At 48.8% G+C, this 19,354-nt stretch carries 19 protein-coding genes; 12 read left to right on the forward strand and 7 right to left on the reverse strand.

Annotation, left to right across the window (positions count from 1 at the left end; translation table 11 throughout):
* The 4 genes from ACSHWX_RS09795 to ACSHWX_RS09810 all read right to left on the reverse strand — a co-directional run bounded on the left by ACSHWX_RS09795 (nucleotide 1) and on the right by ACSHWX_RS09810 (nucleotide 4,591).
* Nucleotides 1–1,260, reverse strand: coding sequence for an O-antigen ligase family protein (locus tag ACSHWX_RS09795; protein WP_435668030.1), 1,260 nt, complete (start codon nucleotides 1,258–1,260; stop codon nucleotides 1–3).
* Nucleotides 1,261–1,272: 12 nt separating this feature from the next.
* Nucleotides 1,273–2,793, reverse strand: a complete 1,521-nt coding sequence (locus tag ACSHWX_RS09800) for an undecaprenyl-phosphate glucose phosphotransferase (protein ID WP_435668031.1) — start codon at nucleotides 2,791–2,793, stop codon at nucleotides 1,273–1,275.
* 89 nt (nucleotides 2,794–2,882) lie between these two features.
* Nucleotides 2,883–3,995 (reverse strand): glycosyltransferase, encoded by a 1,113-nt coding sequence (locus tag ACSHWX_RS09805; RefSeq protein ID WP_435668032.1) that lies wholly within the window; start codon nucleotides 3,993–3,995, stop codon nucleotides 2,883–2,885.
* 26 nt (nucleotides 3,996–4,021) lie between these two features.
* Nucleotides 4,022–4,591, reverse strand: coding sequence for a polysaccharide biosynthesis/export family protein (locus ACSHWX_RS09810; protein ID WP_435668033.1), 570 nt, complete (start codon nucleotides 4,589–4,591; stop codon nucleotides 4,022–4,024).
* A 194-nt stretch (nucleotides 4,592–4,785) separates the two neighbouring features.
* Here ACSHWX_RS09810 and ACSHWX_RS09815 point away from each other — a divergent pair, with 194 nt between their 5' ends.
* The gene (locus ACSHWX_RS09815) at nucleotides 4,786–7,038 is read left to right on the forward strand and encodes a Wzz/FepE/Etk N-terminal domain-containing protein (protein WP_435668034.1); all 2,253 of its coding nucleotides are present in this window, start codon (nucleotides 4,786–4,788) and stop codon (nucleotides 7,036–7,038) included.
* Nucleotides 7,039–7,055: 17 nt separating this feature from the next.
* Nucleotides 7,056–8,111, forward strand: a complete 1,056-nt coding sequence (locus ACSHWX_RS09820) for a polysaccharide deacetylase family protein (RefSeq protein WP_435668035.1) — start codon at nucleotides 7,056–7,058, stop codon at nucleotides 8,109–8,111.
* Here ACSHWX_RS09820 and ACSHWX_RS09825 read toward each other — a convergent pair.
* On the reverse strand, nucleotides 8,098–8,325 hold the full coding sequence (locus ACSHWX_RS09825) for a DUF2842 domain-containing protein (RefSeq protein ID WP_435668036.1): 228 nt from the start codon (nucleotides 8,323–8,325) through the stop codon (nucleotides 8,098–8,100). The two genes, ACSHWX_RS09820 and ACSHWX_RS09825, sit on opposite strands and share 14 nt — an antisense overlap.
* Nucleotides 8,326–8,478: 153 nt before the next feature.
* On the opposite strand from ACSHWX_RS09825, the gene ACSHWX_RS09830 reads away from it, so the two are divergent.
* From ACSHWX_RS09830 to ACSHWX_RS09860, 7 genes are all read left to right on the forward strand, one after another.
* The gene (locus ACSHWX_RS09830; protein WP_435668037.1) at nucleotides 8,479–9,531 is read left to right on the forward strand and encodes a COX15/CtaA family protein; all 1,053 of its coding nucleotides are present in this window, start codon (nucleotides 8,479–8,481) and stop codon (nucleotides 9,529–9,531) included.
* A 154-nt stretch (nucleotides 9,532–9,685) separates the two neighbouring features.
* The gene (gene rplM / locus ACSHWX_RS09835) at nucleotides 9,686–10,150 is read left to right on the forward strand and encodes a 50S ribosomal protein L13 (protein ID WP_435668038.1); all 465 of its coding nucleotides are present in this window, start codon (nucleotides 9,686–9,688) and stop codon (nucleotides 10,148–10,150) included.
* Nucleotide 10,151: 1 nt separating this feature from the next.
* Nucleotides 10,152–10,640 (forward strand): 30S ribosomal protein S9, encoded by a 489-nt coding sequence (gene rpsI / locus ACSHWX_RS09840; protein ID WP_435668039.1) that lies wholly within the window; start codon nucleotides 10,152–10,154, stop codon nucleotides 10,638–10,640.
* A gap of 146 nt (nucleotides 10,641–10,786) precedes the next feature.
* Entirely contained in the window at nucleotides 10,787–11,668 is an 882-nt protein-coding gene (locus ACSHWX_RS09845) for a DMT family transporter (protein ID WP_435668040.1), read from the forward strand.
* A gap of 48 nt (nucleotides 11,669–11,716) precedes the next feature.
* Nucleotides 11,717–12,391 carry an HAD-IA family hydrolase gene (locus tag ACSHWX_RS09850; RefSeq protein ID WP_435668041.1) on the forward strand — a complete coding sequence of 225 codons (675 nt, stop codon included), beginning with the start codon at nucleotides 11,717–11,719 and terminating at the stop codon, nucleotides 12,389–12,391.
* A gap of 99 nt (nucleotides 12,392–12,490) precedes the next feature.
* Entirely contained in the window at nucleotides 12,491–12,760 is a 270-nt protein-coding gene (locus tag ACSHWX_RS09855; protein WP_435668042.1) for an autorepressor SdpR family transcription factor, read from the forward strand.
* Nucleotides 12,753–13,406, forward strand: a complete 654-nt coding sequence (locus tag ACSHWX_RS09860) for an SdpI family protein (protein ID WP_435668043.1) — start codon at nucleotides 12,753–12,755, stop codon at nucleotides 13,404–13,406. The genes ACSHWX_RS09855 and ACSHWX_RS09860 overlap by 8 nt, the downstream gene beginning before the upstream one ends.
* A 23-nt stretch (nucleotides 13,407–13,429) precedes the next feature.
* On the opposite strand, the gene ACSHWX_RS09865 is transcribed toward ACSHWX_RS09860, so the two are convergent.
* Complete coding sequence (locus ACSHWX_RS09865) at nucleotides 13,430–14,722, reverse strand: glycosyltransferase (RefSeq protein WP_435668044.1); 1,293 nt, start codon at nucleotides 14,720–14,722, stop codon at nucleotides 13,430–13,432.
* A 143-nt stretch (nucleotides 14,723–14,865) separates the two neighbouring features.
* On the opposite strand from ACSHWX_RS09865, the gene argC reads away from it, so the two are divergent.
* Nucleotides 14,866–15,918: an N-acetyl-gamma-glutamyl-phosphate reductase gene (gene argC, locus ACSHWX_RS09870; RefSeq protein ID WP_435668045.1), complete on the forward strand. Its 1,053-nt coding sequence runs from the start codon at nucleotides 14,866–14,868 to the stop codon at nucleotides 15,916–15,918.
* A gap of 216 nt (nucleotides 15,919–16,134) precedes the next feature.
* On the forward strand, nucleotides 16,135–16,821 hold the full coding sequence (locus ACSHWX_RS09875; RefSeq protein ID WP_435668046.1) for a glyoxalase superfamily protein: 687 nt from the start codon (nucleotides 16,135–16,137) through the stop codon (nucleotides 16,819–16,821).
* Nucleotide 16,822: 1 nt separating this feature from the next.
* Here ACSHWX_RS09875 and ACSHWX_RS09880 read toward each other — a convergent pair whose 3' ends face one another.
* The gene (locus ACSHWX_RS09880; RefSeq protein WP_435668047.1) at nucleotides 16,823–17,344 is read right to left on the reverse strand and encodes a MarR family transcriptional regulator; all 522 of its coding nucleotides are present in this window, start codon (nucleotides 17,342–17,344) and stop codon (nucleotides 16,823–16,825) included.
* 618 nt (nucleotides 17,345–17,962) lie between these two features.
* On the opposite strand from ACSHWX_RS09880, the gene ACSHWX_RS09885 reads away from it, so the two are divergent.
* On the forward strand, nucleotides 17,963–19,177 hold the full coding sequence (locus ACSHWX_RS09885; RefSeq protein ID WP_435668048.1) for an LL-diaminopimelate aminotransferase: 1,215 nt from the start codon (nucleotides 17,963–17,965) through the stop codon (nucleotides 19,175–19,177).
* The last annotated feature ends 177 nt before the right edge of the window (nucleotides 19,178–19,354 follow it).

Genomic DNA, 19,354 nt, shown 5'->3' on the forward strand with positions numbered 1-19,354 from the left:
TTACGGGAGACGTCGGATGTTGCGTTGGCCAGCATAAACGTCGTAACCCGCTGAAATACCCCAAATCATGCCCATAATCAAAAACAGATGCCGCCAATGGTCAATGTCAATAATGGCTGCCTCCAAAATCAAAGGCAAAAATGTCGCGAAGGCAGGGATCATCAACAAGCGGTTGGGTGAGGGGATCGCAAGCGACGCGACTGCACGCCAAAGCGTCATCAAAATTAGCCACACAAACGCACCACCGCCGAGCCATCCATAATCAAGGAAAACCTTAAGATAAGTGTTGTGCGGTTGCTCATTCACCAAAAGGTTGCCGAATTGCCAGGGCCCAAGCCCCAGTGGATTGTTGAGCGCCAGTCCGTAGCCCCACGCCTGACGGGCGAAACGACCTGTCTCCCCGCTATCATAGCTTTGCACCAGCGTCGCGCGCTGTGTGAACAACTCCGCGACGCTTGGGATCATCAGCAGCCCCAAAATGGATAAAACCAAGAGAAAAACACCAAGAAGCGCTAGGCCGATCATGCGCAGTTTTTCACGCGCCGTCGCTTCCAGTGCAAAATTCAAAACGAATACAATCGCCAGTGTGAGCAACAAGTGCGCCCAAGCACCTCGAGAAAAAGACACAAATACGCCAACAAAGATGATCCCCAACAGGATTGCGTTGCCAATCATCTTTAAAGGATTGTTGAGCAAAATGCGTTGAACCAAATACGCAGCAGGCAGTATCAAAAAGGGTCCAAATACGTTCGGGTCCTTAAACAATGCCTTTGCCCGCCCATATCGTAAAAAGAAGTCCTTGCCAGGCAACAAGCCGAGATAGGCTAAAGTGCCGAGCAGCGCTGTAAACACGGCAGCAACAATGTATGCCTTTACAATCAAGCTGGTGCGTTCAAATGGCTTTTCTGCAATAAAGTTGGCGACAAAATACCCGGTCAGCAGAAGAAAAACGGTAACGACCGTAAACATCAAACCTTTATCCAGCGTAGAGTATTTCATCTGCAGGATGGCCACAAAAGCTGGCGGAATGAACAACAGAACGGCAAACAAATAGTTATTGGTGCGCCGGCTTATGGGTAATCCTGCGATCAAAGCTAGGCCGAAGACAGCAACAAACAAAAGTTCGTAAGGCGAAGGTTCAAAGAACACAAAAGCGCCGCCCACAATCCACACAGGCACCAGCATAAGCATTAAGCGGTGGGCAATTGCCGCACCGCTAACTTTAACGCCTTGATGTCCGAAGTCAGATTGAACTGCCATAAGAAATCCGAGTTAGTATGCGCCTTCATTCTTGCTGACCAACGAAATCGGCGTCATCAGTAGGATGTACAAATCAAGGAAAATCGACCAGTTTTCAATGTAGTAGAGGTCGTGGTTGACTCGATGCATGATCTTATCAACCGTATCAGTTTCACCACGCCAGCCGTTAATTTGCGCCCAACCGGTAATTCCAGGCTTCACCCGATGCCGCGCGAAATAGCCGTCGACCGCATCATGATAAAGGCGATCTTCGGCTTTTGCCTGTAAGGCGTGTGGACGTGGCCCACAAATTGAAAGTTCCCCACGCAACACATTCAAAAACTGGGGCAGCTCGTCAATCGATGTTTTGCGGATAAACTTGCCGACCTTAGTGACACGAGGGTCATCTTTTGTGACCAGCTTACTGGCTTGTGCATCCGCACTCTCTGTGCGCATGGAGCGAAACTTATAAATTTCGATCAGCTCATTGTTGAAGCCGTGACGTTTTTGCTTGAAGAAGATAGGGCCCTTGCTATCCAGCTTGATCGCAATTGCGGTCAACAACATGATTGGTGAAAACACCACCAATGCGACCGCCGCAACCACCATGTCAAAAATCCACTTGGCGACGATGTTCCAGTCTGAAATTGGTTTGTCCGCCATATCAAAGACCGGCACATCACCAAGAAAAGAATAGGCGCGGGATTTGAACTTAAGCTTGCTCATGTGCGCGCTCAAACGAATATCCACGGGTAAAACCCAAAGCTGCTTAAGCATATGCAAAACGCGGGTTTCTGCAGAAACGGGCAGGGACACGATCACCAAATCAATGCGGGTCAACCGTGCAAACTCTACGAGGTCAGTCACTTTGCCAAGTTTTGGGCAGTCAGCAACGAGTTCAGGGGAACGTTTGTCTGCCCGGTCGTCAAATAGGCCAAATAGTTCAATATCGTTATGGGCTGAGTTTTTGATGCCATTGATCAACACCTCAGCTTCTGGGCCACCGCCCACAAGCACGGTTCGTCTTTTTAATCGGCCTGCTTTGGTCCACTGCAATATCAAACTGCGTACCGCCATGCGGTAAAAAACCAAGGTTGCGGCACCTGTCGTCAGCCAGATCAAAATCCAGGCCCGTGAAAAATACTCACTGAGTTTTAGCAAAAATATCGCGGCAACCAGCAACACAATGGCAGATGCCCATACGGCTAAAGCTCGGCCAACTTGGGTCAGTGTTGTGCGGTATTTCTGTATCGAATGGTTTTTGACAAGGTTTTGCCCGAAAAGCGAAATCCCAGATGCTGCCAAGCTAAGTGTAAGATAATGAAATAAATCACCATCCTTCACATATGCGAAATAAATCGCCAAACCTAAGACGGCTATCAATAGGAATTCAATTGATTGAACAACGCCAACAATGATCTTGCTCGACATAGCGCGATCAACTGGTTGAGCAGCAATTTCCTTCGCCCGTTTAGATAGCGAACTCTCCGCAACGGCTTGCTGGCGCTCACTTAACATTTCAGCGACAACTTCTTTGGGATCAATTCGATACATTTGCGGTTCCTGCGAAAATTCGAGTTATTCAAGAATTACAATATCTTAAAGGCGTGAAAGTGAGGTGAAGTATCAGGGTTAATGATTTGCTATCGTTCAAAATATTTAGCAGTAATTTCACCAGCCATTTTATCAATCACGAAGTTTGAGCGAACATGGTCGAACAATGCGTTGCGGTGTTTTTGTTGTTGGCTGGAGTTAGCCAGTGATTGGATCATTTTGCCCCTTAGCGCGTCGACATCGGCTGCCGGGATAAGTTGAGCCTTCTCCGGGCCATATATTTCACCAATTCCACCTACATCAGTCGCGATGACATGTTTGCCAGCAGCCACAGCTTCCATCACGATATAGGGCAGGGATTCTTTGAGCGATGGCACTATGACGATGTCAGCGCTTGCAAACCCGTTTTTTGCTGGCTGGGGCCCAACGAACTTTGCGCTATCATTGAGCCCAAGTTCGCCTGCAAGTTGTTCAAATTGAGCGCGATGTGGACCATCGCCAATAAGCAACAGTTTGGCTTGCACGCCTTGTGCAGTTTTTACGCCCTTTAAAGCGTGCAACAAATATTCAACGCCTTTTAGATCTCGCATTTCGCCCACGAAAACAAAATCATACGCGTCAGATGAGGGGATAGGCGTGAATTCTGTACTGGACAGCCCGTTGTGAATGACACTGCCAATTTCACCAACATCGCCGATTTGCGCTTTGTAGGTGTTTTGTGCGTATGAACTTTCGAAAATGATGTGATCACTTAGAGGGATAAGACGCTTTTCCAAAAAATGAAAAATGCGACCAGCCATTGAGGTTTGAGAAAAATGCAACGCTCCGCCATGTGGCGTATAGATCTTTTTGACTTTAGGTTTGTTCCACCCAGCCAAACGAGCGTGAAATCCACCTTTGGCACCATGACCATGCACAACATCTATTTGGTGTTGCGCGAATAACTTGCTTATCTTAAAGGGCGCCAGCAGGTCTTGAGGTCCGAAAAGCCTAGGAATGGCTATGGGGTGAATGCCGAGCTTTAAGCGCGGCGAAATTTGAGCCAGCTTCAATTCGGTTTCGCTGTCATAGGAAAGGGCATCCACAACAATGCCCACCTGATGGCCATTTTCATCCAACTGCGTTGCCAAATCGCACACATGGCGAAACAATCCGCCCACAGGCGCTCGCAAAACTTGCAATACGCGCAATGACTTATCCATGTTTTCAGATTCCGATTATGAGCGACTTATAACCAGCGCTCGTGAACAACAATTGTGTCGCCGGGTTGCACTGGCGTATCCAATGATGCGCGCATTTGCGTAGTACCGGTCTTGGTGCGGCGATAGATGGTGACAGAGTTTTTTGACGCAGTGTCACTGAAACCACCGGCTGTGCTGATCGCAGCACGTACACTCATCCCGAAAATGAACGGAAATTGTCCGGAGGTTTTCACTTCGCCTTGAATGAAGAACGGTCGGTACTGCGCAACTTCAACGGCAACATTAGGATCGCGTAAATAGCCAGCGGCCAGTCGTGCGGTAATCAATGTGGCTGCTTGGCTAACGGATTTGCCACGTGCATAAACGCGTCCAACAAGCGGCATGGAAATGTAGCCGGCATCGTCAATACCATATTGGCTTGTTAGTTGCGCATCGTTGTAAACAGTCACGCGCAAAACGTCGCCAGTATCCAATAGGTATGAAGCCCCAGCGTTTGAATAAACACCTGGATCGTCACTTGTTGAAACGCGAGATGTGGCTGCACATCCAGAAAGAAACAAGACAACCAACAAAAACGCAGGACGCAACAATGGCATAACAATGACCTTTAAGAATCGACTACTGACCTTCTTATGAGGGGCTTATGGTTAATTTTCAGGAAAAATGCAGAGCATAGCTGTTTGGCTGTCCGCATTGCACATCTGCAACCAAAGCGAAAATTAACTGAATTCTTACTATACGTAGGCGAAAAGGGGACGGAATACTTTTTCGACCGCGAAGGAATCGTTGCATGACCCAGAACGGGGCTAAGAGCTACGAAGACGTACAACTTAACATCCACCAGCTTTTTGGTGCGATTTGGCGTGCATTACCGCGGATTGTGATCATCACGGCAATTCTATGCGCTTTGACCTTTGTGATCACCTCCTTGATGACCAAGGAATATACATCCAACGCGAGTGTTCTTTTAGAGCCCAGAAGTGACAGCTTTGCGCAAAGTTCAGGCGCACGCACAAACCCGACGAACCAGTCTGCTGTTGATAATGCAGCGATTGCCAGTCAAATCCAGTTGCTTAAGTCGCGCGAAACATTGCTCCGTGTTGTTGATGATCTTGATCTAAGATCAAATCCAGAATTTTTGGGCAAGGGTGCTGGACCATTAGACTTAGTGTTCGCGCTATTCTCGATTGGCGGAAGCAACGCCGATGCGCCGAGTTCTTCGCTCGACAATAAAATCATTGCCAAGATTTCCAGTAAATTGGTTGCCGCTCAAGCGCGCGATAGCCGGGTTATTTCGATTAAGTTTTCATCGACTGATCCAAAAATTGCGGCTGATGTCGCTAACGCCTTGGCTAAGGCATTGGTCAACCGTCGCTCAGACCTTGCGATCTCGGATACGTCTGACGCAACCAAATGGTTGGATCAAGAAATTAAGAGTTTAGGCATAGATGTTGTAAACGCCGAGAATAGGGTCGCCAATTTCCGGGTGGAAAATGATCTTTTCCGCTCAACGCGCGACACAACACTAATTGGTCAGCAATTGTCAGACCTTTCGCGCCAAATTAGTACCGTGTCTGAACGGAAGAATTCGGCAGCCACTAGATCACGCCTGATCCGCAATTTGTTGCGCGGCGGTCAAAGTTTAGAATCTGTTCCAGATGTACGCCAATCACCAGTTATTCAGCGCATGTCTCAGCAAAAGGCCAACTTTCAGGCGTCGCGTGCGCAATCTGCTGCGACCTTGTTGAGCAATCACCCCACTTTGCAAGCGCTTGATGCTCAGATTGTCGATATCGACCAGCAAATACAAAGAGAAGGTCGTCGAATTGCAGAATCGCTGGATACGCAGGCTCAAATTGAAGGTGAGTTGGAAAAGTCACTTCGCGATGACCTAGTGCGATTGAAACTCACAGCTTCGGGTGCAGAACGAAGCGGTGTGACACTTGCTGAGCTAGAGCGAGAAGCAAGCGCAAAACGTAATTTGTTGAACACCTTCCTAGCGCGCCAGAGCGAAGCTACAGCAAGGACCAATACTGGCGCCATCTTCCCTGACGTTCGTATTATCTCGACGGCATCAGCGCCAAGCAAACCGTCTTGGCCAAATAAGCCGCTTCTATTGATTCTCGTGGCTTCGATTTCAGTTGTTTTGCAATTGGGCATGGTGATCATTTCAGAACTCGCCGCTGGAAATGTAATCACGGTGCGTCATGAGTTGGAAGATGACGAGCTGCAGCAAGCGGAATATGCGCAAGCAGCGCCAATTGTCGCTCAACCTCAAACCGAACAGGCCCAAGCTGCGCAATCCCATGTGGAGCAGCCTCCAGCACTTGAGCCAAAATATGTACCGCAAGACATACATGAAGAAATTCATGATATGGAAAATGATGAATTGCAAGATATGGCACCAGTCGTTGCGGCCGCACCGATTGCGCCTGCCGAACCTACCGTTCAAGCACGGGCCAACATAAGTGGGCAGGCAAACCTTCCGGCAATAGCAAATGGCTCCATGTCCGCATTGGCTGCGCAAATCATAGCCAATCGCGAGAGCACTATACTTGTAACAAACGCTGCGCCAACCCGCACAGACAGTGTGGTTGCCGATGAGCTGTTGCAATATCTTGCCCAAAACGGACGAACTGCAATTGTTGTGAATGCTGGCGGACCAGACCAATTACGCATGGCCGGGTTAACCGACATGTGCGTCGGTGACGCTGATTTTGGTTCGATTATTCGTAAAGGCGCGACAGAAGAGCAATATTACGTGCCATGGGGCACCAAGGACCGACTACATTTTTCAGGTGAACGTTTCACTTTGATGATGGATGCATTGAGCGAAATTTACGATCACGTGATCGTCGAATGCGGACGTTTGGGACTAAGTGCGCCTTTGGCTCCGTTTGCGGATTTGGATCCAGCCCTTTTGTTGGTTACAAACACCTCAGATCAGGAACAGCTTGAAGCGTTGATGGGCGATGTTCGGGCACTCGGCATTCGCAATATCACCTGCATCGAGCAATCCAAAATCCACACTAATGTCGCCTAACCCGACAGGGGAATATAGTGAGCGCCTTGAAATATCACGCAATCCATTTGGCAATGGAAGTCTTCGCGTTGCCCGGTGTGGCTGCTCTTATTCGCCAGTTTTCCGCATCTAAAGGCATCATTTTTACCTTGCATCGCGTGTTGCCTTCAACGCCTGCGGAATTTTCGCCCAATGCGATCTTGCAGATCACGCCTGATTTTCTTGAACAAACGATTTTGCGCTGCCGTCATCTCGGGGTGGATATCGTTGACTTGGATGAAGCTTTGCGACGTCTCAAATCTACAGAAAAAGAAAACCGGTTTGCGGTTTTTACGTTCGATGATGGGTATAGAGACAATTTACGACACGCCTTGCCAGTTTTGCGCAAACATAATTGCCCGTTCGCCCTGTTCATCGCTCCCAACCTCACAAGCGCGACAGCTGAGATTTGGTGGCAGGCGTTAGAAGATATCATTGGAGAAAATGATGAGATTAAGTTTGATCTGGGTGAGGGGGAACAGACTCTAGAATCAGTAACGATACCGCAAAAAAACGCAGCGTTTGATCATCTCTATTGGTATATGCGCAATCAGCCTGAAGAGAAGCGATTGGCATTGCTGCACCAGCTGGCGCATCGATATGGTCTAGATTTAACTCAGCATTGCCGCGCCTTGATCATGGACTGGGAAGAGCTGCAAATATTCGTTGATGAGCCATTATGCACAATCGGTGCGCATACAATGAATCACCCAGAGCTTGCCAAATTACCCGAACATCAGATGCGCGGTGAGATTTTGCAATCTGTAGAGGTTTTGGGCGAAAAGTTAGGTAAGAAGCCGTCACACTTCTCCTACCCACTGGGCGGTCCTGCTTCGGCAGCAAAACGTGAATTTGACGCGGTTAAGTCGATGGATATCACGTCAGGGGTCACGACGCGCCCGGGTGGACTTTACGCCGAAAACGCACAATTCCCGAACGCATTGCCGCGTGTATCGTTGAATGGCAAATACCAAAAACGCCGATTTTTAGATGTGTTTTTAACCGGCGCAATCTTTACCGCGCACAGCGGCATGAAAAAAGTCAATCTTGACTAGGCGGCAATTCGTGCGGCCGCGCAGACATCCATTTGATCGTCCACGCAGCTGGGAAAAACCAACCGGTGCCTACAACAACAAAATAGACCAGCAAAATCAGATTGTGCGCCCCCGTTAGAAACCGCTCATAAATCAACATGCCAATCGTTGCATAGACAATGATGATCACGATCATAATTGGAATGCCGAGAAATTTGCGCTGTCGTAAAGTCAATGTAATCCCCATCTATCCACTTTGAGTGGCATGTACTGCGTCACTATGAGCCCACTGCGTCATTATGATCGCATGTGATTTCTTGGCGATCCCTTGCAGTTTCGCTTCCAACGATTTATCACGAAGTCTATCTCAAGCAAGGGCATAATGCGCATGTCGTCAATTGATCTCACCTCTTCGGCTCCCAACGCATACGCTAAATTGCGTCCGGTACGCATCTGGCTTTATGTGATGGCGTTGCTTGTCTTGCTCATGGTGGTCGTTGGCGGGGCGACACGTCTCACAGATTCTGGCCTATCCATTACCCAATGGAAGCCGATTTCAGGCACCATCCCACCCTTGAATATCCAAGACTGGACCGCAGAGTTTGAAGCATACAAGCAAATTCCAGAATATCAGCAGATCAACAAGGGCATGTCGCTTGAAGAGTTCAAGGGCATCTTTTGGTGGGAATGGGGCCACCGCTTCCTTGGCCGTATAATTGGTTTGGCATTCCTATTTCCATTTTTGGTGTTTTTGTTTCAAAAGCGCCTGAATTGGAAATTGGCACCCGCACTGGCGACTTTGTTTTTCTTGGGCGGGTTTCAAGGGTTCTTAGGCTGGTGGATGGTGTCCTCAGGCCTTAGCAATCGGGTCGACGTTTCTCAATATCGCCTAGCCGCGCATCTAGGTGCAGCGTGTATCTTGTTGATGGCCTTGATCTGGGTCGCGCGTAGGCTAAGAGAACCAACAGTGATTTGGGTTCAAAAGGGTTGGCCTTTATTGGTGTCCGGGTTGGGCATCCTTGTTTTTGTTCAAATCATCGCAGGCGCGTTTGTTGCAGGGCTAGATGCAGGCTTTTCCCATAATACATGGCCGCTTATGGACGGGAAGTTCGTTCCTGACGGTATGTTGATGCTCGTGCCGTCTTGGCTAAACCTATTTGAAAACATCATCACGGTGCAATTCTCTCACCGCATGCTTGCCTACTTCATATTTGCTGTGGTGGTTGGTCTAACATGGCATGGGTGGGTCAAAACTCAGTTTGATGGGGTACACGGCTGGATGATCTCCATTGCCGTTTTGACCGTTCTCCAAGTGGTTCTCGGCATTTTGACGCTTATTTATGTGGTGCCAATTCACTTAGCTCTGGCGCACCAGGCAACAGCGTTTATCTTAATGGCGACAATCATGGCCTATCTCGCTGATATGTCTCATCAAAATTAGCGGTATTCAAATACCTCATTACTAAGTTATTGAAAAACAATAATAAAAACTTTGTGCTTGACGAGGAGTGTAATCTTGTCTAAATCGCACGACGAACGGGGTGAACTTTGGGAAACGCTCAAAGTCTCAATCCTACCAATTCAAGGAATTTGAAATGAAGACGTACTCGGCAAAACCGAGCGAGATCGAGAAAAAATGGATCTTGATCGACGCTGAAGAGGTGGTTGTTGGCCGCCTTGCAGCTTTCATCGCAACACGTTTGCGTGGCAAGCACAAACCAACATTCACACCGCACATGGATTGTGGCGATAATGTTATTGTTATCAATGCTGACAAAGTGAAATACACCGGCAAGAAGATGGACGACAAAATCTTCTACTGGCACACAAATCACCCTGGCGGTATTAAAGAGCGTTCAATGCGCGATCTTCTTGAAGGTCGTTTTCCTGAACGTGTGTTGGAAAAAGCTATTGAGCGTATGATGCCTGGTGGTCCATTGACTCGTGCGCAGTTGAAAAACTTGCGCGTCTATGGCGGTACAGAGCACCCACACGAAGCCCAAAGTCCAGAAGTAATGGACGTGGCATCTATCAACCCTAAAAACAAGCGGGTGAAGTAACATGGCTGAACAAGAGACCATCAACTCGCTCGAAGAATTGGGCGAAGCTACAGTTGTAACGACTGAAAATGACGCGCCTGTTTATGAGCAAAAGCTTGACGCACAAGGCCGCGCATATGCAACCGGCAAGCGTAAAGATGCTGTTGCTCGTGTTTGGATTAAACCAGGTTCAGGCAAGATCACAATCAATGGCCGCGATATGCCTGTTTATTTTGCACGTCCTGTGTTGCAAATGGTTGTACAACAGCCGGTGATTGCTGCTGAACGTAAAGATCAGTACGACGTTGTCGCTACTGTTTCTGGCGGCGGTCTATCTGGCCAAGCTGGTGCAGTACGTCACGGTATTTCTAAAGCGCTTACACATTTTGAACCTGCGCTTCGTCCTGTCTTGAAAAAAGGCGGCTTCCTAACACGCGATAGTCGTGTTGTTGAACGTAAGAAATTCGGTCGCGCAAAAGCTCGTCGTTCTTTCCAGTTCTCAAAGCGCTAATTTTCAAAGCACTTTTCTTGCTTTTTAAAAGGGTCGGCATTCGCTGGCCCTTTTTTTGTTTTATGTATCAAATATCAACAACCTGTTCTTGCGAGTTGCATTTTGAAGCGCTAGCCTAAAACTCTTCAAACATTTAGGTTTCCATTTTGACACAGTCCCAACCCCTTAAGGCCGCCTATTGGATGGTCGGTGCAATGTCTTCTTTTTCCCTTATGGCCATTGCGGGTAGGGAACTTGGTGGTCGGCTCGATACATTTGAGATCATGATGTATCGCTCATTTTTGGGCGTCATCATCGTGTTGACTGTGGCAAAGTTTGCCGGGACGTTAGGCGACATCGGATTTTCAAAATTTCGTCTACATTTGATACGGAACAGCTGCCATTTCGTGGGGCAGAACCTGTGGTTTTACGCGGTCACGATTGTTCCGCTGTCTCAACTATTTGCATTTGAGTTTTCCTCACCTCTGTGGGTCGTGCTTCTAGCGCCTATATTTCTGGGTGAGCGCCTAACGCCAACCAAAATCTTTGCCGCCATATTAGGGTTCACAGGCATCTTAATCGTAGCTCGTCCTGACAACATTATCGTCGACCCTGCCATCATTGCCGCTGCGACATGCGCTATCTTTTTCGCAGGTACGACAATGGCGACCAAAAAGCTTACCGGCACGCAATCAACAACTGCTATTCTGTTTTGGCTGGTTGTCATGCATTCGGTTCTTGGTGCCGCATCCGCTGGTTTTGATGGCCAAATCGCCATCCCTGAAGGCGTTGAAATCCTGCTCGTTGCCTTGATCGGCGTGTGTGGGCTGCTGGCGCATTTCTGCATAACAAATGCACTCAATCTGGCACCCGCTACCGTCGTGACACCGCTAGAGTTCGTCCGGTTGCCATTGATCGCTTTCATTGGATTTGTGCTCTATCAGGAAGCGTTTGAATGGCCTGTTATTCTTGGCGCTGTGCTTGTGTTGGTTGCTAACATCGTCAATATTATGAGTGAAAATGCGAAGAACAAGAGACAGGCTATATAGCGTAAAACCCGAGTTAAGCTCGCACATTCGCAACCATTTAAGGTCTATATGCGCCAACAACCGACAATAGTTTTTGACCTAGATGGAACGCTTGCTGACACGCTAAGTGACCTTGTTGCAGCGCTAAATCGCACGCTTGCCCTTCACAAAGTGAAGAGCGTCGAGGCAACCCAAGTTGGGTTCATGACCGGCAGAGGAGGGCTAAGAGCGATGATCATGCATGCCATCCAGCAAGCGGGCATGCCGATAAACCAAGAATTAATCGAAGAACTGTTCATCGAGAGCATCATTGACTATCAGCAGAATATGTCTGTTGAGACAGCCTTGTATCCCGGTGTTAATGACAGCCTCCAGCGATTCTCAGACAAAGGATGGTTGCTTGGAGTTTGTACAAACAAGCCGATTGAACTTGCAGAGAAATTGTTACTTGAACTGGAAATCGACCAACTGTTCTCAGCTGTCACTGGCGTTGGTAGTTTTAAATTCAAAAAACCGGATCCCAGACACTTGATACGCACAGTGGAACTGGCTGGCGGAAATTGCTCAAAGGCGATCATGGTCGGTGACACGCAAAACGACATACTCACCGCACAACGCGCGAATATTCCCGTAATTGCAGTCGACTTTGGATATTCTGAGCATCCCATACAGACTTATGGTCCTGATCATGTGATATCCAATTTTGAAAACCTATTTTGCGTGGCCGATAAGTTGATCGGCTAATTGGCCTCAAACACCACCTCTCAGACAATTTAGGCTTCACCGCTTGACTCTATTTAGATTAGTATCTAATTAGATGATATTCGAAATAGATGAGTGGTCATGAATTCTGTCTTTGAAGCTTTGTCGCACCCCGTGCGGCGCAAAATTGTGAAAACCCTCAAGCAGGGGCCAAAATCGGCGGGTGAGTTGGCGGGTATGTTTGACCTGACCAAGCCAACCATCTCGTCCCATTTCGCAAAGCTAAAAAAGGCCGAACTTGTGCGCACCACGAGACAGGGCAATTCCATTCTGTATCACCTCAACGCATCAGTTTTGGAGACGGCGTTAAGCGATTTGCTCGATTTTAGTGAAGGGAACAAAGATGATTAGAGTTTTTTCGCCACTAAACGTGGCCATGTTGACCGCTATTGGCTTGGCGTTCGGGTACGGTTGGTTCAACATTCCATTGGATAAACAAGTGGCGGTTCATTGGGATATTTTCGGTCAGCCCGATAGTCTTATGGCAGCATCATACGCGCTTCTGATCGCGCCCATTGGAGCTTCACTCATTGTCATAGGCGCGATGGCTTACAACGCGCGCATATCTCAAAATGAGCAGGCAGCGGGTAAATCTTTGGTAAATGCAAGCGTCACAATCGCTTTTGCCGCCATGTGTTTCGCGCAGCTTATGATCGTCATTCAGGCGAGCGGGCCGGGGCTTGATATCACACGGTTTGGCACCCTATTCGTTGGTTTTGTGCTGCTCATTATTGGCAATTACCTTCCAAAATCACAGCGCAATAAATGGTCCGGAATTCGAACCAAATGGACGTTGAGTTCCGAAGATAATTGGACAAAGACCCATCAATTTGCAGGCAGGATATTTATGTTGGCGGGCCTCGCGGCGGTGCTTGTTGGGGTGATCGGTATCCCGGCACCTTACAATCTCGGTATCGCAATTTTTTGCTTGGCAGCAAGCACCATCGCGTCAATTGCATATAGCTACCTCATTCGCGAAAGCGCAGGTGCCGAGTAAGTGTTGCAGCTAAAGTGGTGCCGCTATCGCGCGGCACTGCCTTTTCCCAACGAAATCGGCTGGTAATTGGCAATCACATCACCAATTATGTCGCAAGCACGCTCACGGCCATCTTCCGCACGCAGCTTTGCAGCCATATTCTCGGCGCTATTTTTGAATTCTTCATTGGTTGCCAATTGGCGCAAAGCGTAGGCCAAATCATCGGATGTTAGCTTGCGCAACGCCACAGGCTTTGGGCCACAGCCAAGCACATGTATCCGACGACCCCAAAATGGCTGATCCATTGTTTGCGGCACGACAAAAGTTGGCTTGCCAGCGTGAAGCCCAGCAGATGTGGTGCCCGCGCCGCCATGATGCACGACGCCACGCACATATTTGAACAGCTTGTCATGCGGCGCGCGACGAATGGCGTAGATCGTATCAGGCAAGTCTTCCGGGTTTATACCGCCCCAACCACGCCCAACAACAACACGGCCCCCCCATTTAGCAACGGCGTCTTTCAGTATCTGCGTATTCCGCTCAGCACCAAATGGCATCGACCCAAAGCCGACATAAATCGGCTCGGAGCCATTGGCCAAAAATTCTTTAAAACTGTCGCTTGGTTCCCAGTCAGCTTGGTCTTTTAACTGCCAGTAGCCAGTGACGTGGGCGGTTTTGGGCCAATCGTCCGGTCGATGGCTAACTTGGGATGAATAGGCGTAAAGCGCAGGCAGATCATGCCCGTGATTGTCCTTGAAAAACCCGCCCTTTTTGCGTGGTTCCATGCCCATCAACGATTTGCGCAATTTATTGCGCGGCCAATCATAAAACATCTGCTGCCAGTTCATCGGCGCATGAGAAATATAATTGAATGCTGGGCCCAAATCGGGACCGTCATAAGCAACAATTGGGAATTCGCTGGTCGCAGTAAGAGGCTGCAGCGCCGACATGATCACCGGAATGTCCAACGCTTCGCCGATATCGATGCAAAAGGTGGTGTTCATATTTGCCATCAGCAAATCGGCACCCTGGGCCATTTCCCATGAACGGCGCGCGGCAATTTCCACAATCTTTTGGCCCTGGCGCATCAGTTTTGGCGCGCTCGTCAGTAGTGTTTTGGTGACGACTTCATCCAAGTTGGATTGTTTTACAAAGGCTTGAATGTTTCGACCAAGCGAGAAAAATTCGAGACCTGCGGTCTCAATCATCTCTTTAAAGTCGTTGGGCGCACCCAGAACAACCGAATATCCTCGATCCCGAAGAGCAACTGCCAGCGCAACATATGGCTGGACATCACCTTGCGTGCCGATCGTGGCGATCGCAATGCGTTTTGCCATCAAAACCTCACTTCCTATAACTCCACAGCGCTTTTGAAGCGCCGCGCCCAAACATCGAACCATTTACAACACCATGCGGCGCAGATAGAACAGCGCAATTGGACACATTTGTTTCGCATAATCAACCAAAGAGGGCAAGTATCATGAGCCAGAAGCTCAACGCCGCACTGCTGGGTGCATCCGGATATACGGGTGCTGATTTGATGCGATTAGGTGTCTTACATCCACATGTTCAATTTAAGGCCCTAACTGCAAACACCCATGCGGGCAAAGCCGTAGAGGACGTGTTTCCGCACTTAGGTGGGGTTGAATTGCCAACTTTGCAACGGGCAGAAGAGCTAGATTGGGCAGAATTTGACGTTATTTTTTGCGGGTTGCCACACGCAACGAGCCAAAAAATTGTAAGTGAAATCATTACAAAAACCGACCGGCCCAAGATTGTGGATATGTCCGCTGACTTTCGCTTGAGAGACCCGGCGCAGTATAAAAACTGGTACGGCAATGACCATATTGACCCAAAACTGCAAGAAATCGCTGCCTACGGACTGACGGAACACAATCGCGACGCGATTCGGGAGAAGCGGATCATCGCTTGCCCTGGCTGTTACCCCACCGCTGTTCTGTTGGCATTGTTGCCCTTGGCCAAAGCCAATTTGATCAATGTGGACGCGATCATTGTGGATGCGAAATCCGGCGTAACTGGCGCGGGTAGGGGACTGAAACAAAATACACTCGCCGCCGAAGCAGGGGAAAGTCTTTCTCCTTATGCCGTCGGCGCCCATCGCCATACTGCCGAGTTGGAACAAGAACTCGGCGCCGTCGCCGGCAAAGAGATCAAAGTCAATTTCACCCCCCACCTTATCCCTATGAGTCGGGGCGAATTGATCACTGCGCACTTAGAGCTATCGAATGGCAAAACCGCGGCCGATTTGCGCAGTGCGCTTGAAACGGCTTATTCGAACGAGCCTTTTGTTAGGGTGTTGAGCGAAGGCAAAATGCCCTCAACCGGCATGGTGCGCGGCTCTAATTCGTGCGTTATCAATGTGTTTGAAGACCGCATTCCGGGTAGAGCAATAGTGATCGCCGCGCTTGATAATTTGGTCAAGGGTAGTGCCGGGCAGGCGCTACAAAACTTCAACGTCGCGTTCGGTTTTGAAGAAACAACAGGCTTAAGCCAACAACCAATGTTCCCTTAAGTTCAATTGCTTACCACTCAAAGCAGAATCATTTTGGCAACATCTTGAATCATTTTGTGAACAGCGCTAACCTTTCAAAAGGTTCAGCGCTGCCTGCTGCGTGCGTCCCGTTGGGATTGGTGAAAGCGCTTTCTGTACTTTGCAAATCGTCAATCATTGCGACGATGTGTTGGCAATGCACGCACTGACAAATTGATCGTCGCCAATGGGACGAATATGTATACTGAAGAACAGATTAAGGGCTACGCGAAAGCCTTGCGCAACGCGCTGTCATCGCGAAATTCAGAATTTTCTCACTCAGATTGCTTGGAAATCATTGCAGAAACGGTCGGCGAGAAAAGCTGGAACCATCTGAGCGCAAATTTGCGGAAAACGCCCAATGAATGTCGAAATAACCAAATTCCCGACGGCTGGTCCTTTATTGGACGGGATCATCTGGAATGCTACAATGCTCGACTTGAAGGGGAGGCCCACGCCAAGGAAATGGTGATTGACTGCATCGAAGCGCGTGCCAACACGTTTGCTTCGCTTATGCAGTTCATTTCTGCAAAAACATATTTGGGAAGTCATATACGAATGGCCGCAGAAGTTGCGACGCGAAACGCTGGGCCCACAAGCCTGTGGATGCGCGTTGATGGAAAGCCGAATAGCACGCTCGCATTCGACAACATGGTCGACGTGGCGCCCTATCGAGCGCTCGAAGGCACCAACGAATGGACACCGCTAGAGCTGGTGCTGGACGTGCCCGACGGTGCAGATATCGTCAACTTTGGTTGTATGTTGTCTGGCAGCGGCATGGCCCGGTTTCGCAACATCAAGTTTGAAAAAGTGGACAATTCGGTCCCGGTGTCTGGTGGACGAAAATATGGTGGTGATGAACCAACAAACTTGGGACTGAACTAATTCACCCAAACAAACTCAATTGCGGAAGCTCGGCGTTATCAACGGCGGGCTTTTCTGCTTTTTTCTTAGGCTTTGGTTTCGACGCTGGTTTCTCAATCGCTTGATTTGGTGTAATTTTTGCCTCTAGCGATTGAGATGAAATCATCGCCAGCACGTCGGCACTTAAGGTTTCAAGCAATTGCGCATATGCCGCTTTTCCTTGCACGCGAAGCGCTTCACCGCTTTTACTTAGGATGAAATGTTTCGCCCGCGCATCGCGCTTGCACGGCTTTACCCGCACCAATTTGCGCTTTTCCAACTTGTCCATCATCGCACTGGCTGAAGCTTTGTTGACGCCCATAGCGGTTACCAAATCATGCAGATGCTGGCCGTGAAAATCATCAGCCGTGCTAAGTACTTCTTGTTCTTTGATTGCGCTTAAATATTCGAATTCGCTGTAACTTAGCCCCAGCGTCGAGCCATGTTTCATCCAGTGGCGATGGGCCTGCCGGTGCAGTGTTTCCAAATGATCGGCGATATTCATATGCAATCCAAAATTTGTACGGTTTCCGTACTAACTTCAAATTAGCGTGGCACGTCAATCACTTGCTTGGGTAGAACTCCATCATAATGCAACTTATCAACCGCAAATCAAGTCATCGTTGCGCAATGACAAACTCTTCCAATAAGACTAGCAGCCAATTTTCTTTCGAATTTTTTGAACGTCAGCAAGTGATTTGCAAACATTCTCGCAAGGAATTCCATCTCCGTCGCCATCTGCTCTCGGGTGGCTTCCTTCGCACCAGTTTTTAACGGCTTGTTGGCAAGTCGAGTAGCTTTTGCAAGTGGCAGCCTGGGCTGAGGTTGTGCTTAGAAATAGTGCCAATATGAATGTCGTAAAAATACACTTTTGCATAAAACACTCCTTTCAATGACCTAATCGCAATACCCTACATCTTAAACGCTTCAGGATTAATTCCAAGCGACATGATAAGTCGTCTATTCCCAGTGGTATAACGGCTACACAAGCCCGAATTTTCAGCGTTTGGTTCTAGATTATCCTTTTAAAAACCATAATTCTTCACAATAGATGCTATAGCGCATTTTACGCAGTACCAGTTAGGTACGTTTCAACATCAACAAGAGGTCGAAAGAGATCAAGATGACCGAAGAATTTCACCGTATACGCAGACTACCCCCTTACGTGTTTGAACATATCAACCCGATCAAGGCGGCGGCGCGAGCGGCGGGAACGGACATTATAGATCTTGGCATGGGCAATCCAGACTTGCCGACCCCCAAGCACATTGTTGAAAAACTAAAAGAAACCGTGAACGATCCGCGTACCCACCGCTATTCGTCGTCTCAGGGCATTCCCGGACTTCGCAAAGCGCAGGCGTCCTATTATGGCCGCCGTTTTGGCGTGAAGCTGGACCCTGACACGCAAGTTGTCGCCACGCTTGGCTCCAAAGAAGGGTTTGCCAACATGGCGTCGGCCATCACCGCGCCCGGTGATGTGGTGTTGGTGCCTAATCCAACTTATCCCATTCACTCATTTGGCTTCATCATGTCTGGCGGCGTAGTTCGTTCTATGCCAGCTGAGCCGAATGAGCACTTCTTTGAGGCGTTAGATCGCTCCGTACGGCATTCAATTCCAAAGCCAATCGCGTTGATTTTGAATTATCCATCTAACCCAACAGCCTATGTTGCGGACCTAGATTTCTATAAACGGGTCGTTGAATATTGCCGCAAGCACGAGATTTTCATCCTGTCGGATCTCGCTTACTCCGAAATCTATTTTGACGGCACACCACCGCCTTCAATTCTAGAAGTGCCCGGCGCTATAGACATCGCAGTTGAATTCACATCAATGTCCAAAACATTCTCGATGCCGGGTTGGCGCATGGGATTTGCTGTCGGCAATGAACGTTTGATCAAGGCGTTAAAACGCGTGAAATCCTATTTGGATTATGGCGCGTTTACGCCAATTCAAGTCGCCGCCGCCGCCGCTCTTAACGGCCCAGATGATTGCGTTTCTGAAGTGCGCGAGATTTATCAACATCGCCGCGATGTGCTGGTCGACAGCTTTGCGCGCGCAGGGTGGGACGTCGCACCACCACCGGCAACCATGTTCGCGTGGACCCCAATTCCCGAGCAGTTCGCACATTTAGGTTCGCTCGAGTTCGCCAAATTGTTGATCAAAGAGGCAGACGTTGCGGTAGCACCAGGTCTGGGCTTCGGTGAATATGGCGACAACTACGTGCGCATCGCCCTAGTAGAAAACGAACAACGCATCCGCCAAGCAGCCCGCAACATCAAAAAATTCATGACTGAGCACGGCAAACGCGGCGATAATGTCGTGAAAATGAGCAAGTAAGACGGCATTTGCACAAGGGATTAATTAGGCGTGCGTCTATCGGACGGGTGCCTTTTTTACTTTCACTCCCAACAATCCCATGCACTACTGTTGACGAATAGGACTTTTCCTATTCTATAGGCGTTTCAACAACAAGAACGTGAAGTTCATGACCGAATTAGACCAGTTTCGTGACCG

The sequence above is a fragment of the Maritalea sp. genome, assembly GCF_051251695.1.
GTDB lineage: Bacteria > Pseudomonadota > Alphaproteobacteria > Rhizobiales > Devosiaceae > Maritalea.